This window comes from Lentzea sp. NPDC004782, assembly GCF_040609115.1.
Lineage (GTDB): Bacteria > Actinomycetota > Actinomycetes > Mycobacteriales > Pseudonocardiaceae > Lentzea.
This window is the reverse complement of sequence record NZ_JBEXJN010000042.1, coordinates 71,315-87,176: the sequence shown is the minus strand read 5'-3', so window position 1 is coordinate 87,176 and position 15,862 is coordinate 71,315. Positions and strand designations below refer to the sequence as shown.

The window sequence follows — 15,862 nt, the reverse complement described above, 5'->3', positions numbered from 1 at the left end:
TTGTTGGCCTTGACGGGGTCGTCCACGAGTTTGTCGCTGACGGTCGAGCTGTGTCTTCCGGTCAGGCTTTTTATCTGTTTGACAGCGGTTCCGGCCAGTATGCGGTTGTGAGTTCTGAGGCTGACTGGAAGGTGTCGGGAGCCGGAGACGGTCGGCGGTTGACTGACCAGGAGATCATCGCGCTCAGTACCGCTTACTGCGCCGCCCGTCCCGACGCCGATGTGAAACAGGTTGTAGAGGTCATTCGCGCGCGCGGTGGTATAGGCGATGACAAGAAGATACTCACCCTGGTCCATAAGGCCAAAGGGACTCAACAAAGGTCTTGTAACCGAAAGTTGGCGTCGTCCAATGCGAAGATCGACGAAGAGGCCCGGAAGTACCTTAGGAATAATCCGGATGAGACCTCCGTGCGGAGCGTTGTCCGCGCGCTTCGCGCGGTGGGGCTCAGGGGTGGAGAAAAGCGATTGACGGAATGGGTAAACGGTCTGATGTGGTGTGCGAAGGTGTCGAAGCGTTATCCGGCGGGGCCGGGGTGGAGAGGGTTGCCTGAGTATGAGAAGGCTGTTTGGCGGAACGAGGCGAGTGAGCTTGTGCGCAAGTTCGCGGTTTATCCGGTGTCGGGTGGGGTTGAGACCGAGGAGAGCGAGCGGCAGAGGGGGAATTTCGAGTTTGTGGTGGATGTGGTCGCGGAGTGGAGGGCGCGGCAGGATGCGCAGGGGTCTTTTGACGATGTGGATTGGGATGGTGTGGCTGAAGAGCTGGTGAAGATGGCGCCGTTGCCGCTGGTGCGGGAGGAGCTTGCCGGTGGTGCTGGGCCTGATGGTTCTGGTGGGCGTGTGACGGGTTCGGGGGTTGTGGGTGGTGGGTCGGAGGTGGTGGCTGCGCCGAGGGCGAAGAGGCCGAGGTTGTCGGTGCTGAGGCCGGCGGAGTGGTTGTCGGGCGAGCAGGTGCGGGTGGTGCGGGAGTTGGGGGTGGAGGTGGTGGGGGTTGGTGGTGGTGGGGATGGTTTTTTCAATGCTGTGGTGGTGGCGGTTCCGTGGCGGGTGTGGGGTGCCCGGCTGGATGGGCTGGGGTTTGAGCCTAGTGTGCTGGGGTTGCGTGAGGCGGTGGCTGGTGCTGTTGAGGAGTCGGACGAGGCGGGTGTGTCGCCGGAGATGGCGGAGGGGATTCGCACTCGTGGTTGGTGGGGGGATGGTGCTGGTGATGTTGTTCCGTCGCGGGTGTCGTCGGTGCTGGATGTTGATCTGCGTGTTGTTGGCCTTGACGGGGTCGTCCAAGGGTTCGTCGCTGACGGTCGAGCTGTGTCTTCCGGTCAGGCTTTTTATCTGTTTGACAGCGGTTCCGGCGAGTATGCGGTTGTGAGTTCTGAGGCTGACTGGAAGGTGTCGGGAGCCGGAGACGGTTCGCGGTTGACTGACCAGCAGATCATCGCGCTCAGTACCGCTTACTACGCCGCCCATCCCGACGCCGATGTGAGACAGGTTTTCGCTGTCATTCGCAGGCGCGGTGGTACGGGCGATGACAAGAAGATGCGCCCCCTGGTCCATAAGGCCAAAGGGACTCAACAAAGGCCTTATAACCGAAAGCCGCCGGCGTCGTCCAATGAGAAGATCGACGAAGAGGCCCGGAAGTACCTTAGAAATAATCCGGATGAGACCTCCGCGTGGAGCGTTGTCCAGGCGCTTCGCGCGGTAGGGCTCAGGGGTGAAGAAAAGCGATTGACGGAACGGGTAAACCGTCTGATGTGGTGTGCGGAGGTGTCGGAGCGTTATCCGGCGGGGCCGGGATGGGTGAAGTTGCCTGAGGAGGAGAAGGCTGTTTGGCGGAACGAGGCGAGTGAGCTTGTGCGCAAGTTCGCGGTTTATCCGGTGCCGGGTGGGGTTGAGACCGAGGAGAGCGGGCTGCAGAGGGGGGATTTCGAGTTTGTGGTGGATGTGGTCGCGGGGTGGAGGGCGCAGGCGAATGCGCAGGGGGTTTCTGCCGGGGTGGATTGGGATGGTGTGGCTCAAGAGCTGGTGGAGATGGCGGTGGCTGGTCAGCAGGACATTGATGCCGGTGCCGGTTCCAGCGCGGGTTCTGGTGGGGATGTGGGTGGGTGGCGTGAGGAGGCGTTGAAGCGGTATCCGGAGGGGGCGGGGTGGGAGAAGTTGTCTGATGAGGGGGTGAGGAAGTGGCGGAAGCAGGCGAGTGGGTATGTGGGCAAGTACGCGCACTATCCGGCGTTGGTGGAGTCTGAGACTGCGAAGGACAGGCGGCAGAGGGAGGGTTACGAGTTTGTGGTGGATGTGGTCGCGAAGTGGATGGTGCGGGATGGGCATGAGACTTTCGGTGAGGCGTATTGGGATGGTATGGCTCGAGAACTGGTGGGGATGGCGTTGTTGGAGGAGCGGCGCGGGGGGGTGAAGGGGGGTGCTGGGCCTGGGAGTTCTGGTGGGGGTGTGGCGGGGGCGGAGGTGGTGGGTGAGTCGTCGCGGTCGGCGGGGTCGGCGGTCGTGAGAGACGGGTCGAGCGCAGCATCCTCAGCGCCCCGGACCGGCGGGTCACCGCTCAGGGTTCCGCGCACCCCCAGCCCCCGGCGCTCCGCAAGCGCGCACAGCCGGTCCGGCTCAGAACGCCGGTCCGGTTCAGAACAGCTGCGCCGGGGTTCCCCGGCTTCGAGTGGCCGCCTGACTCCTTCATCAGGCCGACGACTTCCATCCTGGACAGCTCCGTGGGTGGATCCGGCAGACACGATCCGCATGGAGCGCGCACGGCGTTATCAGCCTGAGATGGTCGGCGACCCGGACTTCTCCGGTCTGCGCACGTCGCTGAAAGACCAGATCAAGGCTTTGAAAGAGGATGTGAAGAAGTGGGAGGCGTGGATCGACACCACGTTCTCCGATGCGAAGCTCAAGCAGCTCGGCCGTTCTCTCGACGGTGTCCTCGAGTTCAGGGATGACTTCGAGATCGGGGTCAAGACGACCGGCATCGGTCCACCGCTGGACGCCGTCGACCGCAGCGCCGACCTCAAGAACACGGAGAAGGTCGAAGAGGACAAGGACGTTTCGGCCGACCAGATCACGTCCACACCGCTGAACCCGTTGCAGGGCACCATTCCCGCCGGACCGGTGAACATCTCGTTCGCCATCCGCGGGGCCATCGGCAGCGCGTCGGAACGGCGTACAGCGACGAAGGAGACAGCGCTGGAGTCGGTCGGGGTCAGCCAAAAGGACGCCCAGGTGACCGAATCGCGGCACGACGTCCGCTACCGATTGACGATCAAGCCGCCTAAACCGTCGGAACCGGTGGAGTGGTCGAAGTTGGTCAAGATGACGTTGTCGTGGCCGACGCTTGATGACACCGCTGTCAGCGTGGCTTCGGAGAGCAGTCGGCCGAGTACTCCGCTGACACCGGTGGGATCACCGGACACGTTGGCATATCCTGACTTCACGGTCGAGACCGACGCGAGGGCGAGGGCGATTGCCCACGCCAGGTTCGAGAGCGTGCTAAAGGCACTCACGCACGTCCGGTTCGCAGGCATCGACGCCGTGTTCAGCGGGATCAAGGCGAGGCTCGATCTGAGCCCGTCGGATCCTGCGGTTGAGGCGCTCAAAGGCTGGCTGGACAGCCTCGGTGTCAAGCACGGAACCAGCCTCGTCACCGGTGGAATCGTCTCCGCCACGTTCAACTTCAGCAACCACCGGAAACCGATCAAGATCATGATCGGACGGGAAAAGCTGCCTGAGCACCACAGAAGGCACAGTTCCTCCGGCTCGGCACAAACCTCGAAGCGGTCGGTGGAGCACGTCCGATCGCTCAGCCAGGAGCACTCGGTCGCGCAGAGCGGTACTCAAGAGGCCGCCTACGACCTCGGCGTGAGCTTCGGTGAGGCCGTCGCGGAAATGCTGGGTGCGAAGCTCGAAGCCGGTCTGTCCTACGGCAGGTCGAACGAGAACCTCGCGGAACAGATGTCCGGGCTCCGGCACGAGCTCACCGAGAGCGTCACCGGCGAGTTCATCCAGGTGCCCATCGTGTTCCCGTTCGTGGTGACGACGGAGGAGGTGGGCGGCCAGAGCCACCTCGCTCCACCGGACACCGGCAGGGAGCTCCCGATCCGGCTCCACCGCCGCAGACCCAGTCCGCTGACCGCGGCGTTGCACATCGACGGTGCGGCGTTGCTGTTGCTGGCTCCTGAGGCCGCCGACGACGCGCCCGTCAGGGAAGAAGGGGATTCTTCCGGGCTGAAGGTCGAAGAGGTACCTGACTACTCGTACGGCCAAGGGCGGTTCCCCGAGCTGATCCGCGAAGGAATCATCGATCGGGTCGTGCAGGAACTCTATGCACGAGAACTCGTGTCCAGCGCGGATGACGCTCGTCTCGTCCAGCAACGGCTGCGCGGCTTCCTCAAAGACCCGAAGGCGGTCTTCGGCGGCGACCCGAAGCGTTTTCCGTTGCGCGGTATGGACAAGGACCTGTTCTTCCGCGGCACGGTCGACAAGAGTCTCGGCAGATACAAGGGAGTGGCGCCGCGCAGGGACCTGGCCGGCTTTGTCTCGGCCAGCAAGAAGATGACGATCGCGCATGACCGCCGACGTTCAGGAGGCTTCAAGATCGCTGTCGAAGGCGAGGCCGGAATCGCCGACCTCAGCGGGGAAATCGAGACGACACGCACCTACCAGCAGCGCGGCCAGCTGATAGAAGCGGTGGAGGAAGAGCAAGCGTGGACCGGGGGTGTTCCGGTGCACCTCTACGAGTTCCCAGCGGAGATCGAGGTGAGGACCGGTACGGACTGGGCTCACCTCGACGAGCCGATCGAGTGGAGGGAACAGTCGTCGGACACCCAGGAGTCGCAGTCCGCCGGCTTGAGGCCGACCATCGCGGCCAAGGTGGAGATCGCGGTTCGGCAGCGTCCAGGGAAGGAGGCGGAGATCGGTCCGCACGACGCCGAGGCCGAGACCCCCTGGATCGACGCGGACGCTCCGACGACACTCATTCCGCGCTTCCGGCGGCCGGCCGACCTGCCGAAGAGGTTCGAAGTCGACTCGGTGGTCACGATCGCGGACATGGGCTCGGAGACGGCGAACATGCTCCTCGTTCCCGAATCGAACGACCTGCAGAACAGGCTGATGGAGCTCGCGAAAATGCCGGTGCTGGGCAAGGCCCCGGTACCGCTCGGCGGAACAAGCGCGGACTACGGTGACCAGGACGCCTCGCGGAAAGCACTGGAGCACTGGACCAGCTGGCAGTCGAGGCAGGGACGTCTGGGGCTGGCTGAAGGGCCCGGTGACGAGCTGACGCTGGAGAACTACAACGACGGCGGCCGCGTGGCGAAGTTCGAGCTCGGCAGCCGGAGGATCACCGGCACGGCGAAGCTCTCCACCACCTACGGCAACGCTCGGATTCTTCGCATCGATCCCGCACACAAATTCAGCCGCACCGTGGTGACCCACACGACTCTCGAGTCAGGCGAGGAACGCCAGACGTCGCCCACCGCGACCTTCAGCGCGGGCGCCGGGCTGGGCGACGTGGCCAAGGCGCAGAGCAAGGCGGTCCTCGCGTACCAAACCGAGTCGAAGACCATCGAGACCTCCACGGTCGTCACGCGGTTGACGGTCAGCTGGGTCGAACACAGCTATCTGATCGAGTTCGACGCGCAGCACCTCTTGTCGACGTCGGCTCATCACAGCTGGACAGACCCTTTCGGTGGACACCACGACGAACCTGTGGTGGAGAAGAGCAGACGCAAGCACGTGCCGCAGGCCGTGAAACTGTGGGTTCCCGCCAGCGAGATCCCGACGATCGGGGTGCTCAGTTCGCACGACCTGGACCACAACCTGCGGCCGGAGGATCGCGAGGCTTACAGAGCTCAGAACACCGAACAGCCTGAGCCTGTGGAGGTGTCCGAGACCGCCGGCCAGGCCACCGTCGCGGACCAGCCGACTGCGGATCATTCGGCGGACCGGATCGCGGACCTGGACCTCGCGCTGGGGATACCGGAGCCGCTGCGACCGGACATGACGCTCAAGATCATGGAGGAAATGCGGGCGCAGCTGCGCGAGTACGAGCAGACGATCAAGGATGCCGGGATCCGCGGCCAGTACGCGAGGCTGCACGACGAGATGGTGCAGGCCTTCGGTACGCGACTGGAGCTCAACGGACCCACGACGCTGACCAACATGCTCAACGGCGGCGTTCCTCTGTTCGGTGAACGGTTGGGTGAATCGGGCAAGCTCGAGCAGATGATCGTGGTGCGCGCCACGCGCACCGACAGCGGACGCCTGAGCCGGCTCCGCGAGTTCGGGATCAAATCCGAGGTCACGACGATCAGGAAGAAGAACCGCGGCAGCCGTTCGAACTGGAGCAAGGCAGCCGGTGTCGCTCTGCCACCCACGATGCCCGAATGGATCGGCTCCAAGCTGACCGACGACAAGCTCACCCCCAAGGTCGCGCTGTCGGGCGAGGTGATCCGCGGGACGGAGAGCAGGTCGGTGTCGGAGCACATGGTGACCTACGAATGGTCCGGTGAGGCCGCGCGGCACAGCAACGGACTGATGATCGACGTGCAGGCGCGTCCTTGGGCACGCTCCGGTATGTATCGCAAGCACGTTCCCGGGCTGCGCCAGGACCCTGTGCACGACGTGCATGACCTTGCCGGGTTCGCGTTGCCCTCGGCGATCCAGACGTCGGTACCGTCCGTTCTGGGGCCACACCAGGCTCCGCTGGCCTCGGTGGACACTCCGCTGAGCGAGTCGACGAAGGGCGCTGAGCTTCCTGAAGACGCCACGATCCAGGCGTTGCCTTTCCAGGCCCAACAGCTCCACCAGTACCTGATCGAACTGGTTCCCGGCCTCAACGCCCGCCGCGCTTACACGCTGCTCGCCTCGACGACCTCGACCCAGCTCACCAACCACTTCACCGCGGGCTTGTCCCCTGACGGGTATGTCGTCGATGTCGGCAGCAGATCCGTCGCCACCGCGAAGATCTCCTTCGACCTGGGCAAGCGGGAACTCCTGCGCGAGATCCCGAACGCGAAAATCAACAAAGGAACGTCCACGACGAACAGCACTCACAGGCTGGACGGTCAGAAGCTGAGCGCTGATGCCGGTTTGTTCGGCGGGCCTCTTGGCAAGGGGATCGTCGAGAAGACGCTCGTCGACAAGCGCCACAAGCCTCCGGAGGGTGAACCGGTGGTCGCGAAGGCGCAACCGGGTAAGGCTTATCTCGTCAGGGCGGAACTGCTCCCGACGGTCGTGCTCGCTCATCGCGACGGCAAGATCTCTGAGCCGTTCAAGCCCGCCCCTGATGGCAGTGACGGGTTCGTGTGGCTGCAGGTGGACGAAGCGGGTGCGCGAGCACTCGGCCTGACGGTGCCCAGTGCGGAGCCGGACGCCGGTGCAGGTGCGAGCACGGCCGAAACCGGTGCGGGTCTGTTCGCCGAGCCCGTGCGGCATGTCGCCAGGCTGGCGTCGACGTACATCGGTGCGACGAGGGGCCTCGACCGCCTGGCGTTGTCACGGGAGGAGCTGACGTCATGGGTCGGTGACGTGGTCGCGATGTCGTCGAGCGCGCTGGAGCAGTTCGATCTGCTCCCAGGCACGTCAGACCTCCTGCGACAGGTCGATGGTGTCCTGCGGGCCGAGCAGGACCCCGATCTCCGCGATCGGTTGCGCACTCTGGTCAACGACGCCGTGCTCGCGGCCACGCTGGCACCTGTCCGTGATGGGGGGCAGGCCAAGGCGTCGAGCGGCGGTCATCGAGCCGTGCGGCCGATCAGCCCTGACCGGCTTGCGCAACTGCTGAGCGATCTCACCGAGCACTTCGGACGAGAGGAGAACCCCTTCACCACCGCTGGTTCGCTCGTGCACGGCATCAGCTACCAGCCCGGCTCCTCGCTGCCGGCCCGGCTGGCCGTGCTCGCGACGGTGAACCTCGACGACGCGGTCCGCCAGAAGGTGCTCCGTGATCCGCTGTTCGCCAGAGTGCTCGCGAACCCCGCGTCGGTCACGGAGGCGCTCTTCGCCTCGGCAGGACACGAGCCCAGGCACTTCCGGACCACCAGTCTCCCGGCCGCGATCAACATGGCGCTACGGGTCCAGACACCGACCATCGTTCCGATGCTGCACGCGGGGGAGGCCGTGGTGAAGGCTGTCGAGGACGGACTGGCCGGTACTTCGATCGCGTTCCGCACCCAAATCGACAGGGTGCTGGGACGTACCCAAGGACAGAGAGTGCAAGACCGGGTCATCGCCGCACGGCAGGAGTTCGCCGCCATCAGGGAGCAAGCCGAGACGATCGTCTCGCAGGCGCACCAGGATCCGGCCTCCTGGAACGAGCTGACCAGCCGGTGGTCGCGCACGATGCAGAAGCTGGCGGCGACCGACCTCACCGGTCCCCTGCTGCCCGTGCTCACACCGGAAGCCGTACCCGGCCATCCACACCTCAGTGCGATCGTCACCACACCGAGGGACGTCGACCACCCGTGGCGCCGCCACGCACGCGCGGACGTGACCGCCTACCTGGCCGCGCTCGGTACCGTGCTCGCACCTGACCCAGATGGATCGCGCTGGGGCAGCGAGTATCGCGCTGACGCCGAGAGCCTCCAGGAACAGCTGTCCAGCTGGTTGACGACAGCCCAATCCCAGTACGACTTCTGGTCGTGGCTCGCGGCGGGGGCCGGGCAGGTTCTGCAGACCGCGGGCGATGCCGTCCACATCCGAGCCGTGCGGGTCGCCGGTCGGGACGTGATCGCGGTCGGCGATCCCCGCCGGTCAGCTCAGGATCTGGTTTCACTCCCGCAGTTCAGCACGATGGCACGAAGGAAGAGCTGGACCGCAGCGGGGTCGCTGTTCGCCGGTGACCTGGCCTCTGAGCCGCACGACAAGCTGAGTCTCGATCTGGACGGCCACACCGCGGCTCGGATTGACGCGGGTGTGTTCATCGGTGCGGATCTGGACAGCGTGATCTCGAACGCGGCACGCTACCTGCCCGCTGAGAACGGGGTGTTCGGTGTCGTTCTCGACCAGGCCGGCGTGCTCGGCCCGAAGGATGTCGAAGCGGTTTTGCGTGCCGCGGGCTGGGAGCCTGACGAGGAGGTGCGGCTCTTCACGGGCACAGGTGATTCCGGAACCCTCGCGACCGAACTCGCTTCGAGGCTCCGTGTCCCCGTCAGCCGGTCCGACGGGGACCGCTGGCGCCGGCACTGGCCCGATGGGCGACAGACGGGTGGTGCCTACGGACTGGACGTGCCGGGCACTGCCGCCTCTCAGTTCGGCCTGACCGCGGCAGCACCTCGAGACTCGGTCTCAGCACCTCGCACGCGGGAAGCGGGAACGCACCTGCTCTCCCAGCTCGACGAGGTTGAAATGATCGGCAGGGCGTGGGAGAAGCTACCTGAAAGTGAAGCCACCGCTCTCATCGAGCGGGCGGAGCAGGTGGTGGCGAGGCACGTGCGGAACCCGCCGGCGGCCGGGGTCGGGACGAAGACGGATGTCGACTACGGCAAGGTCGTCCGGTTGGTGGCTTATCGCTGTTATCAGCAAGACCACGGACTGCTTGAGGGCGGAGATCCTCCGGAAGTGCTCGCCGCGCAGCTGACCAGGGAACTGGGCTTGCTCCCGCCGCGGTGGAGGCGTTCGTCAGCTGCTCGTGGGAACGACTGATCGTCCGGCCCGCTGCAGGACGTGCTCGACGCCACCGCACGCCAGTGGTTTCCGGTCAGTTCGAGTGGCCATCCGGCACACTCCTGGTGACAGCCGGTCGGCGGCTGAGCACTCTCTTGTCCTGGACGTCCGAGTCCTGATCGAGACCGACCGGGGCCGTGGGTGGCGGCGCCGGTTGCACGATGTCGGCCGTCAACCCGCTCAGGACGGAATGTCGTCCTGTCGGCTCACTCCTGTTCTCCCACCGGGTGAAAGGAGGTCGGGGACGTAGGACGGAGCGGATGGGCCGACGGCGGAGAGCTCCTCGAAGGTGCGGAATCGGTCGCTGATCTTCATCCAAGCGATCACGCCGGACATCCAGTCCCTCATGCCGTCGATGTTCGCCCACACGGCCTCGCGTTGTTCCGGCGCGATGTCCAGATCGGCGAGCAGCCGGTCGAGTTCGGATTCCTGGGCGAGGAAGTCGTTCGCCCGCGCTCTGATGCGGTCGATGACCGTGTCCTCGGCTTCCTGCGAGGTGAGCCCCTCGTGGTGGATGAGCACGGCGAGGTAGTTGCTGACGTCGCCGCGGGCGCGTTCTTTGGCTGCGGAGAACACGTCGTTGCTCCAGCAGATGACGTCGTTGGCGGCAAGCAGCAGACTCTGAAACACCGGAGCGTGGTAGATCAGGTCGGGGACCTCACTGCGGGCGGCGAACTCGCTGAGCGCGACGACGTACGGCACTGATCCCGACTGGCGCCGGATGGCCACGTAGACATCGGGAGCCGCCGGTACACCGGCCATCCGCTGCACGGACTCGAGGTGGTAGCCGTCGAAGTTGTCCCTGACCGCCGCGACGAACCGCGTGTGCCAGGCGCCCGACATGTGCGGGAAGGTGCGGCGGCACAGGTCGGCCAGCGCACGGCAGGCCGGTATGTCCGCGTCGGCATCGGAGAGGACTCCCTTGCCGTCAACGATGCGCTCGAGTCGCGCTCTGGCGTTCGCCCACTCCTCTGGGGTGTCGTAGTGGCCCTCACCCGCCTGGTCGTCCATGGACACCAGCCAGGTGATCCACCCCGCACAGACGATCAGGTCGGACAGAGCAGCAAAGGGGTACACGAACGTGCAGCCCTCGCCGATGCGGGCCAGGCTGAGGCGTTCTGCGGCCGCCGGGGTCGGGATCAGCCCCATCCGGCGCGCCCACTGCAGGTTGCGGTCCTCCACCAGCGTTGCATATGGGTTCGTGTGAGCTACGAACGGCAGGGGAATGTCGAGATGCGAACTCATGTGGGCCTCCCTCCACATCGACGCTGGAACACGGGTGAGTTGCTGGTTGGTCAGGTCCTCGCACGTGCGGTCATGACCAGGTTCCTCGGACTCATGACGAGGCTGAGGGACGGCCGTATCCGTGTTCGTGATGGTTCGAGGTGCCAGCGCGCGGTGATCGTCGCCAGCGCGATCACTCCTTCCGCCATGGCGTAGTTGTCGCCGATGCACCGTCGTGCGCCGCCTCCGAACGGAATGAGCGCCGAGCGACCTGCGTGTGAGCGGTCCGGCTCCCACCGGCCGGGGTCGAACCGATCAGGGGCGGGGTACAGGTCTGGCCGGTGGTGGATCACATACGGGCTGTAGATGATGTCCGTGCCAGCGGGGACCTGATACCCGCCCAAGATCGTGTCGCGGCTTGTCTTGCGAGTGAAGAGCCAGCCCGGCGGGTGCAGTCGCAGCGCCTCGGTGAGGACGCGGCCGGTGAGTTCCAGTTGCTGCGCCTCCTCCAAGCCCAGCGTGCGGTCATCTCGGGCGATGGCATCGACCTCACGACACAGCCGATGGTGAAGATCGGCGTCCAGGGACAGCTGGTAAAGCGACCAGGCGAGGGCATTGGCGATGGTTTCGGTGCCGGCGAAGAAGAAGGTCAGGATCTGGCCGATGATCTCCTCGTCCGACGTCCGTCGGTCCTGCCCGTCACCGAGGATGAGCATGGACAGCAGGTCCCGGTGGTCGATCTCGTCCCTCCGGTACTGCTCGATGACCTGTGCGACCAGTGCGCCGAACCCGGCCAACACCCGCGCACTCCGCCGCTTGATGCCGTTCGGCACCCTCTTGAGGAGCGGCGGTGCGAATGCTTCGAAGAGCACGTCGTCTCCCAGCACCGAGAGGTCGGCCAAGGCGTCCCGGAGAGCGGTGTTCAACGTCGGCGACGCACCGGTGAAGACGCTGGCGATCAACGCTTTCCCCGCGAACTTCAGCATCTCGTCAACCACGTCCAGTCGCTGCCCGTCACGCCAGTCGTCGATGTGCTGGACGATCTGCTCACTTGCCACCTGGGCGTAACCCCGCAATCGAGCCCTGGTGAACGCGGGCTGCAGCATGCGGCGCTGCCGACGGTGCTCCGAGTGGGGACAGGCCGCCAGGCCGTTCGCCGTCATCTCGGCGATCCTGGCGAAGATGGGACCGCCGCGATCGAACGTCGCGTCATCACGCAGGACTTCGCTGGTCAGTTGGGCGCTGCACACGACCAGAAAGGCGTTGGAGCCGATCCGAACCCTCACCAGATCGCCGTGACTGGGCAACGACGAGAGAAACCCCAGCGGATTTCGCAGAAGCGCTGGCGCATGACCGACGAGGGGAAGCGATCGAGGCGCAATCGGGATGGCCGAGCCAGAGTCCATGGTCCCTCGCACAAGCCGGTTCGCAACACCGTGAGTTCAATCGTACGCAGGCCGAAGAGCATGGTCCGGCAACGACCCCGTGTGTCAAACGGAACGCCTGAGAGACTACTACGAAGTAGCTGATGGATGCCAGGTCAGGTGTAGTCGGAATGTTGACGTCATACGCGATCGCACCGCGGCTCTGGCCCGGATCTTTCGTGCGGGTGGCGGCCTGGCTTGAGGGTGTGATCGGTGGGTGTTGTGGGTCCGCCTTTCGGTGCTCGGGATCGTTGCGGCGGCCCGTTGTCGCTCGTGGGGATGGGGTTGTGGTTGGTCAGGCCAGTCGCGGTAGGTCACGAGGCGCTGGTGAGCGGTCAGGGCCGGATCATCTCAGGGCGCGTGGGAGGCAAGCCGGAGATGGGTTGCCGGGCGTGGCGCGTCCGTCATCGTAGGCCGCGGTCCACGCGTGCGCGGGGATGCGGGCGAGGCGTGCAACGGCGTGAACCCGAGCGAGTAGCCAAGTTTCCTTCTGCGTAGCCATTTCATGAACTGTGAGTGCCGTTGGCGGCGTCAGTGCGGATGAGCACCTTGCGGCCGACGCGTCTCGGTGGACAGGTGGGTCTTGCCGGTTCCGGGCGGACCGAGGAGCACCACGTTCTCTTCGCCCGCGACGAAATTCAGCGTTCCGAGGTGTGTGATGGTCTCGCGCTTTGGTGACGGATCGTCTGCTGGGCATCGGCATCATCGCCGTGATCCATCTTCTCGAACGAGGTCCCGGCGATGACGTCGTGGCCCCGCCCCGCCGCCTCGGAGCACATCTGTGGGCGCAGGTACTCGAAGAGTCGTTGCACGAGGGCAAACGGCATCTCGCGCTCCAGCGGCGACGCGGCAGCCCAGCCGATCAGAAGCCCGTGTCCGCGTGCCGTCACGAAGGCCACTTCCAGCAGGGCGGTCTTGCCACATCCGATCGGCCCTTCCAGCACCAATGCCGCACCAGCCCCTCGGGTCGGCGTAGAGGTCAACCAGCGCCACCGGCCCCCACGTTCGCCAAGCGCTCGACCTTCCTCAGATCGGTGCTGGCCTTCAACGCCGCCAGGCACAGGGCGATGACCAGACTGGGGCCTCGAGGTCGCTCTGACCGCACTTTTCTGTCGTGCTGCTGGGCATCGGAGGCTTTCGCAACTCACAGCGAGCCGCATCGACCTTCAGCATTCCGAATCAACGAAGATCGACTTTAGAGCTGCCGATGTCAGGGTCTTCGTTCCCTCCAAGGAGCACGTCATGCGCCTGCGCAACCTTGACCTGAACCTGCTCGTGCTCCTGGCCGAACGGGCTGGACCGAGCCAGTCGACGCTGTCCACTGCCCTGACGTCCACCGACGGCGGCCGGACGACGACCATCACCGACGGTTCGTGGCGGTGGTCGGAGAGTCCTGTCACCGGCAACGATCTCTACGACGCCCGGCTGGAGGAGAAGGGGTGGGACAGGCGCCGTTTCGCCGACACGCCGACACGCTGTGCGGACCACGCAAGCTCTGTGCCCAGTGCTGATCGCGAACGACGCACCGCCGATCCAGGGCCGCGCAGGCCCTCGAAGCCACGACGATCACCCAGCAGCACGCCGGAACGCACGTCCACGACTTCGGTCAGAACATCGCAGTTCCCGCTACTCGTGAAGATCCTCACCCGGCGGGGGCCGAGGTCGTACAGGAGCCGAGTGTCGCGTGAAGCCCGGCCCACACCTCGGTCAGCCAGGCGACGGTTGGCTCGCAAGGCTTGCCCCGCACCTCACCTCGTTCGTCCGCCACAGTCGCGATCGTGGCCACGACGAGGCTGATGCACCGCAACCAAGCGTCCGCCTCATCACGTGAGTTCAGCTGGACGACTCCACCGGAGGCAGGAAGCGCGGATGCCATCAGCTGCACCTGCCGGGAAATGTCGCTCAGGCAGGAGCCCGCGGAGAAGCTGAGCACCCAGTCGGGTTCGTGCTGTCCCAACTCGAATCTCAGGATCGTGTCGATCCTGAGATCCTGGCGGAGTTCCGGGGATGGCCACAACGTTCCGTCCGGTGCTGTGATGAAAGAGCTGAGGTGGTGGTCGATCAACTTGGCCAGTCCATCGACGTAACTGCGCAATACGTCGATCTCGTATCCGCTCAGAATGCCGATGTAGGTGGAATCGCCGCAACGGTCCCAACTGATCATCGAATCTCCCTCGGGCAACTGGCGCGCCATGCTTCCGTGAAGCTAGTTTGTGCGTTCTATCGGACGTCTGCAGCCGTTGTCCGAGTATTCGGCCCGTGAGGGCAGAAATTTTGCACGAAACGTTCGCGTTCCGCCGGGCAGAGAGAGCCGGCCGGCATCTCGTCGCACGGCGCCCCGTGCGGTGACCACCATCGACCACGGCCGCCCGGAGTTGTGCGGGGCGTGGAGCGCGTACGGACCTCGCGGTCTCGTGAGTGTCGTTCAAGCAAAGGGCGGCATGGTCTGTTGACAACGTCGGCCTTCACGAAGCCTGGTGGGACACCGCGTCCGGCAGGGAATGGCGGGATGCGCCAATGCGCTGTTGTGGAGCACCACTTCGTTCATCGGCCCGTGCAGTTGTCAGGATGCCGGCACGGTGAAAATGACCGGTTTGTCGGCCGGCGAGGGCTTGTTGCCCGTTCAGACATGAATCTTTGCCCCTATATGTGTTGTGGCGACTTTTCGTGGACCTTGGTGGCAAGCTTCTGGCTGGGCGTGAAGAAAGGTTTGTGGCGGTGAGGTCGAGTCGAGTGGCGAGGGAGTTCTACTCGGTACCCGTGTGCTCCGCGCGAGTGCACGACTACCTTCTGCGCGGCTCGAACAGCTTCAGTGCCGACCGCCGCTACGCGGATTCGTTCGCCGCTGTCCAGCCCAGGGTGCGCAGGCTCCTGCGGACGGAACGGGTGTTCTGGACCAGGGCGGTCTGCTTCATGCTCGATCGCGGCATTCGGCAGTTCCTCGACCTGGGCGCCGGACTGCCCGTGCACGACGGCGAGAACGATCTCGCTCCGTTTCACGGACAGGACGATCAGGTGCGCTTCGTGCACATCGACAGCGATCCAGCGGCGGTGGCGCATGGCAGCATGCTCTTGAGCCGTCGTTCGGACAACCTCTACCTGCAGGCTGACGCCGCTGACGTCGCCCATGTGGTTTCCGCCTGCGTGCAGAGCGGTGCGATCGACGTTCGGAGACCGGTCGGAATTCTCGCGGTCGGGCTCCTGCACCTCATCCCTCCCCGGAGTCGGCCAAAAGCGCTGGTGTCGCGGTACTGCTCGGTGTTCGCTCCCGGGAGCGTCGCCGCGATCACTCACCTCACACCGCGGTTCGGGGGTGAACACCGTGCCGAGGCGGCGAGACTCATCGCGGGACCGGACCGGACGCTCTACCCCCGCAGCAGGGCTGCGGTGCAGCGGATGTTCTCGGGTCTGAAACTGGTCCAGCCCGGTCTGACGTTGCTTTCGCACCTGTGGCGGCCCGGTGTACCGGTCTCGGAGTTCGAGGGGGCACAGGTTGAAGGCTTGCTGGGCGGGCTCGCCGTGACGAACTGACGAGGACGATTCTGGTGTGGTTGA

General features: G+C 65.2%; 8 protein-coding genes and 1 pseudogene. 3 read left to right on the top strand and 6 right to left on the bottom strand.

Annotated elements, in window-relative coordinates; all coding sequences use genetic code 11:
- Positions 1–296 (bottom strand): hypothetical protein (locus tag ABZV40_RS32385; RefSeq protein ID WP_355450069.1); only part of this gene is annotated, 296 nt, incomplete at its 3' end.
- A 246-nt stretch (positions 297–542) separates the two neighbouring features.
- Between ABZV40_RS32385 and ABZV40_RS32380 the strand changes: the two genes are divergently transcribed.
- Entirely contained in the window at positions 543–9,638 is a 9,096-nt protein-coding gene (locus ABZV40_RS32380; RefSeq protein ID WP_355450066.1) for a hypothetical protein, read from the top strand.
- Positions 9,639–9,839: 201 nt separating this feature from the next.
- Here ABZV40_RS32380 and ABZV40_RS32375 read toward each other — a convergent pair whose 3' ends face one another.
- The 4 genes from ABZV40_RS32375 to ABZV40_RS32360 form a co-directional block, all read right to left on the bottom strand.
- The gene (locus ABZV40_RS32375; protein WP_355450063.1) at positions 9,840–10,904 is read right to left on the bottom strand and encodes a hypothetical protein; all 1,065 of its coding nucleotides are present in this window, start codon (positions 10,902–10,904) and stop codon (positions 9,840–9,842) included.
- Positions 10,905–10,954: 50 nt separating this feature from the next.
- Positions 10,955–12,289, bottom strand: coding sequence for a cytochrome P450 (locus tag ABZV40_RS32370; protein WP_355450060.1), 1,335 nt, complete (start codon positions 12,287–12,289; stop codon positions 10,955–10,957).
- Positions 12,290–12,838: 549 nt separating this feature from the next.
- A complete protein-coding gene (locus ABZV40_RS32365; RefSeq protein WP_355450072.1) occupies positions 12,839–12,949 on the bottom strand; it encodes an ATP-binding protein in 111 nt (36 codons plus the stop codon).
- Positions 12,946–13,251: a hypothetical protein gene (locus tag ABZV40_RS32360; RefSeq protein ID WP_355450057.1), complete on the bottom strand. Its 306-nt coding sequence runs from the start codon at positions 13,249–13,251 to the stop codon at positions 12,946–12,948. The genes ABZV40_RS32365 and ABZV40_RS32360 overlap by 4 nt, the downstream gene beginning before the upstream one ends.
- A 298-nt stretch (positions 13,252–13,549) precedes the next feature.
- On the opposite strand from ABZV40_RS32360, the pseudogene ABZV40_RS32355 reads away from it, so the two are divergent.
- Positions 13,550–13,783 (top strand): annotated as a pseudogene (locus tag ABZV40_RS32355) (alpha-L-rhamnosidase N-terminal domain-containing protein); the annotation flags it as partial.
- A 166-nt stretch (positions 13,784–13,949) separates the two neighbouring features.
- Here ABZV40_RS32355 and ABZV40_RS32350 read toward each other — a convergent pair.
- A complete protein-coding gene (locus tag ABZV40_RS32350) occupies positions 13,950–14,471 on the bottom strand; it encodes a hypothetical protein (RefSeq protein WP_355450075.1) in 522 nt (173 codons plus the stop codon).
- Between the two features lie 485 nt (positions 14,472–14,956).
- Between ABZV40_RS32350 and ABZV40_RS32345 the strand changes: the two genes are divergently transcribed.
- Complete coding sequence (locus ABZV40_RS32345; RefSeq protein WP_355450054.1) at positions 14,957–15,838, top strand: SAM-dependent methyltransferase; 882 nt, start codon at positions 14,957–14,959, stop codon at positions 15,836–15,838.
- The last annotated feature ends 24 nt before the right edge of the window (positions 15,839–15,862 follow it).

Excerpts from the sequence above, each read along its gene's own strand:
- ABZV40_RS32370 (WP_355450060.1), bottom strand. The coding sequence starts at position 12,289 with ATGGACTCTGGCTCGGCCATCCCGATTGCGCCTCGATCGCTTCCCCTC.
- ABZV40_RS32350 (WP_355450075.1), bottom strand. The coding sequence starts at position 14,471 with ATGATCAGTTGGGACCGTTGCGGCGATTCCACCTACATCGGCATTCTG.
- ABZV40_RS32375 (WP_355450063.1), bottom strand. The coding sequence starts at position 10,904 with ATGAGTTCGCATCTCGACATTCCCCTGCCGTTCGTAGCTCACACGAAC.